Genomic DNA, 4,518 nt, shown 5'->3' on the forward strand with positions numbered 1-4,518 from the left:
GCCATTGCCATTGCCGCGTCTTCCGGCGAAGCGAACCATCCGACGGCGGATGCCGCCAGCATGGCGGCGCCGAGTGCGGCCGCCTCGTTGACCGGCGAAACCGAGAGCGGCCGTTCCAGCACGTTCGCCATGATCCGCATCAGCAGCGTCGAATTGGCGCCGCCGCCAGCCGCGATCATCGCCTCTGCCTTGCCGGTCCGCTCCTCCATCGCAGCGGTGGCGATCGCCTGCTCGAAGGCGATGCCTTCCAGCACCGCGCGGAAGAGATGTCTTGGCTCATGGTCGAGCGACAGGCCGACAATGGCGCCGCGCGCAGCACCATCCCAGTACGGGCTCATGACGCCGGCCCAGTACGGCATGACCAGCAGGCCGTCGCTGCCTGCGGGCACCTCCATCGCGGCCTTCTCCAGGATGGCGGCGGAGGGTGCACCGGTGGTGCGCACGATCCAGTCGACCAGCTGCATGCCCGAGCGCAGCACCGTCTCCAGCATGAAGCCGGAGCCGGTCGGTGAGACCAGCGTGCGGAACGCATCCGATGTCGCGACCGCGCCGGCATAGTTGCCGCTGACGACGCCGGAGCCCAGCGAGAGGTAGCTCTTGCCGGGACCGTAGACGCCCATGCCGAGGCCCATCGCCTGGCCGTCGCCGGCGCCGGCGATGATGGGCGTGCCGGCCTGCAGGCCGGTCAGAGCGGCGGCGCTTTCGCTCAGGCCGCCGCAGATTTCTCCCGGCCCGACCAGCTCCGGCAAATGCTCCGGCCGCAGCCCGGCGGCCTCGACCAGGCGGGGATGCCAGGTACCGGTCTTGATGTCGAGCAGGCCGAGCGGATCGGCGCTCGCGGTGCTGGTCACCAGCCGTCCGGTCAGCCGGTGGACGAAGAACCCGTGCACGTCGACGAGTGCCGCCGCCTGGCCGAGCGCCTGCGGCCGGTGTTCGGCAAGCCAGGCAAGCGCATAGAGCGCCGGCGTCGGGTCCGGCGGCTTGCCGCTCCAGTCGCGGATCGCCTCGCGGCCGAGCTCGGCCGAAAGCCGTGCCACTTGCGGGCGGGCGCGCTCGTCCAGCCACAGGATCGCCGGGATGAGCGGCTTGCCGGCAGCGTCGATCAGGGTGAACGTCTCGCGCTGGTGGGCGATGGAAATCGCCGCCACGCGCGAGCCGCCGACCTTGCCGGCGACCTGCTTCACCGCGGCAAGCAGCGCCGTCCACCAGTGCTCGGCGTCCTGTTCGAAATGGCCGGGCGCCGGGTTTGACAGCGGGTAGGTTTCGCGCGCCTGGAACAGTTCCGCCCCGTTCCGCGCGAAAGCGATCGCCTTCACGGCCGTCGTCGAGGCGTCGATCCCGATTACGACATCGTCCATCAGGCGGGGATCCGAAAATATCAGGCGGCGTTGTGACGAACCGTCCGTCCGACTGGTCGAGACGACGGCGGATCTGGGTTATCACCATCGAATCGTCGGGTACACAGTTTTCATAGGTGAGGAAGTCGCCGGCCTTCACCGGCTTCACCACCTTGGCGCGTTCGGCCAGCCCGAGCGGCAGTGCGCCCCTGGCACGCGCGTCCTCCCATGTCATGGCGAAGCCGCGATAGTCGTTCTCGCCGATCATGCCGAGCGACTGGCCGGCGCCGAGGTTGCTCTTGGCGACCGCCACGGCTTCCGCCACCGGATGGTCGAGCGGCTCCATGTCGGCGCGCTTGTAGACCACGGCGCGCGCCGCCGAGAGCGGCACTTCCAGGCTGGTCAGATGATAGGGGCGGAAGATCGTGAAATAGGGGCCCTTGCCGACCTTGAGGTCGATCATGCGCTCCAGCACGCGCGGATGCTTCGTCTCGATGATGCAGAAGACGCCGGGCGCCACGCCCTTGCCGATCGAATAGTCGACCACGCCCTTGCGGTGCAGCACGCCGCCGTCCTCGCGCGGGCAGAGCACCCCTGCCAGTTCCTCGAGTGTCGCCGTCGGGCCGTGCATGCCCGGCACGTCCGGCACCAGGCCGGTGGCGTTGGCGATCGCCACCATCTCGATCGCCGTCTTCGAGCCGTCGACGAACTCGACCAGCATGCGCGCGTTCATGTTGCGCTCGCTGGCCTCCTTCTCGTAGTCGGCCGGCATGGCGTCGATCTTCAGCGGATTGTTCTTGCCCTTGCCGGCGGCGACTATTGTGAAGCCGAGGCTCTTGGCGAAGCCGATGATCTCCAGCGTGCAGGCGGGCTCGTCGCCGGCGGCGCCGGTGTAGACCACGCCTGCCTTGCGCGCCTCATCCTTGAGGAAGCGGCCGATGGTGATGTCGGCCTCGACATTGAGCATGACGATGTGCTTGCCGTTCTTCATCACTTCGAGGGCGAACAGCGTGCCGATGTTGGGGTTGCCGGTGGCGTCGATGATGACGTCGATGCGGCCGGCGGCGGCAAGCGCATGCAAATCCTCGGTGACGGCGATCTTGCCGGCCTCGATGGCGCGGTCGATGGCCGCGGCGTTGGGCGCCTGGACGATGTCAGCGCGGTCATGGCCGGCAAGCAGAGCGGCGTCGATCGCCGCCTGCGGCCGGACCTCGGAAATGGCGCCGATGCGCATGCCCGGCATCAGCGCGACCTGGACGACGATGTCCGTCCCCATCTGCCCGGCGCCGGCCAGGCCGATGGTGATCGGCCCGTGCTTTTCAGCGCGCTGCAGGAGCTCCGCTGCGAATTGCGGATGGGACATGTCGCTTCCTCCGGTCCTTGGCGCGCCGCTGCGCCGAAATGATCTTTTGAACATTCCTATTTCTATTTGAAAAATATTTCAACCGACATTTCGGCGTTGCCGGGGGGAATCAATTCGCTGTCGACGGGTCCTCGCCCTCTGTCCTGCCGGACATCTCCCCACAAGGGGGGAGATCAGCCGTCGCTGCGCCTTCGCTAATGCTCAACCTTGCAGGACTGAGCGGGGCGCCCAAGCTGCCAATCTCCCCCCAAGGGGGAGATGTCCGGCAGGACAGAGGGGGCGCGAAGGATCGAGGCGGTGATTGTTTCATCCCGCTACGTTGCTTCGCCCGCGACGGATGACGCAAGATTCGCCGCTCAGAAATACCCGTCGGACGCCGCTGTAGCCTCTTTCGGGATTTCGACGCCGTCGACCAGGATCTTGTCGACCAGTTCGTGGTGGAAGCAGACCAGCCCCTTGATGCGTTCGGCCTCGTGCACCGGCTCGGGATAGTACCAGACGAGGTTCTCGTGCCGCCTGGTGCTGGTCGTCACATGGTAATAGTTGGAGATGCCCTTGTAGGGGCAGCGCGAGATGTAGCGGCTGGGCGCAAACATATCGAGCCTGCTGTCCGAGATCGGCAGATAGTGGCGCACCGGATGGCCGGTCTCGAACAGGAACACGCCGCGCCGTGAATCGGCCACCTGCTCACCGTCGAGGATGATGCGGGTGCGGTCGTTGATCGACTGCACCCCGGTCCAGAAGGGCAGGCAGGCTTGCTCGGCGCCTGCGATGTCGAAGGCGTCGCGGCCAACGAGGCGTGGCGCAAGCACATCGTTGACGACGGCGGCCGCCGCCAGGCGTCGGCGCCTCGCCGAGGCCGACGAGACCATCCTCGGTCTCGACCTCGACGATGGTCGGCGAGAAGCCGTCGAGCTCGCCGAATACCCACTGATAGGGCGCTTCCAGCCGCAGGTTGATCGGCGTTGCCGATATGCGGCGGATATTCATCTTCAGCCGCCGATCTCGAAGAACGGTTTGCCGAGCAGATCCGGCACCACGTCGATGCCGAGGCCGGGCCCGTCGGGAATGCCCATGCGGCTTCCCGTGACCGGCGGCTTGTTCGAGGCGGTGCGCACCGTCACCCATTCGTGGAAGGCGATTGCGTGCAGGCGGCGCTCTTCCGGCGTCGACAGCGACAGATGCGCCATCGCAGCCGTATCGATCTCGGCGCCGCCGGTGTCCTCGACCGTGATCATGAAGCCAAGGTCGACGGCAACGTCGCGGATCTGACGCGTCCTGGTGACGCCGCCCAGTCGCGAGATCTTCAGCGTCAGCCCGTCGGCGGCACCCCTGCGGTGAATTTCCAGCATCTCCTCCAGCGAGGTGACGGATTCGTCCAGCACCATCGGCTTGTCGAGCATGCGGCGCACCGACATGTTCTCGTCGAGCGTCGTGCAGGGCTGCTCGAACGTGTAGTCGATGCCACGCGTGGCGTCGGCGAACTGGCGCGCCTGATAAGGCGTCCAGCCGGCGTTGGCGTCGCAGAAAATGACCGTGCCCTTCGGCACGGCGGCAGCGACCACCGTCACGCGCTCGATATCGTCGCGGACATTGCCGCCCACCTTGACCTGCAGCCGGTGGTAGCCCTCGGCGACGATGCGCCTGGCAAGCGCGGCCATTTGATCGAGCGTACCGTGCGTGACGACCCTGTAGAGTTCCGCCGTCTCGCTCTCGCGGCCGCCGAGCATGGTCACCAGCGGCACATCGGCGGCGCGCGCCGCGAGGTCCCAGCAGGCCATGTCGAGCGCCGACTTGATGTAGGGGTGGCCCTTGAAC

Annotated in this window: 2 protein-coding genes and 2 pseudogenes; all 4 read right to left on the minus strand. The window is 67.1% G+C overall.

Annotated features, from left to right (window positions below; all coding sequences use genetic code 11):
- Positions 1-1,358: FGGY family carbohydrate kinase (locus tag EN781_RS26865; protein WP_127400494.1), on the minus strand; the 1,358-nt coding region annotated here is incomplete at its 3' end.
- A gap of 31 nt (positions 1,359-1,389) precedes the next feature.
- Positions 1,390-2,700 (minus strand): annotated as a pseudogene (locus tag EN781_RS26870) (homoserine dehydrogenase); the annotation flags it as partial.
- A 356-nt stretch (positions 2,701-3,056) separates the two neighbouring features.
- A pseudogene (locus tag EN781_RS26875) lies at positions 3,057-3,407 on the minus strand (DUF427 domain-containing protein); the annotation flags it as partial.
- Between the two features lie 285 nt (positions 3,408-3,692).
- The coding region (locus EN781_RS26880) for a mandelate racemase/muconate lactonizing enzyme family protein (protein WP_127400495.1) at positions 3,693-4,518 on the minus strand (826 nt) is incomplete at its 5' end.

The organism is Mesorhizobium sp. M4A.F.Ca.ET.090.04.2.1, assembly GCF_003999085.1.
Taxonomy (GTDB): Bacteria; Pseudomonadota; Alphaproteobacteria; order Rhizobiales; family Rhizobiaceae; genus Mesorhizobium.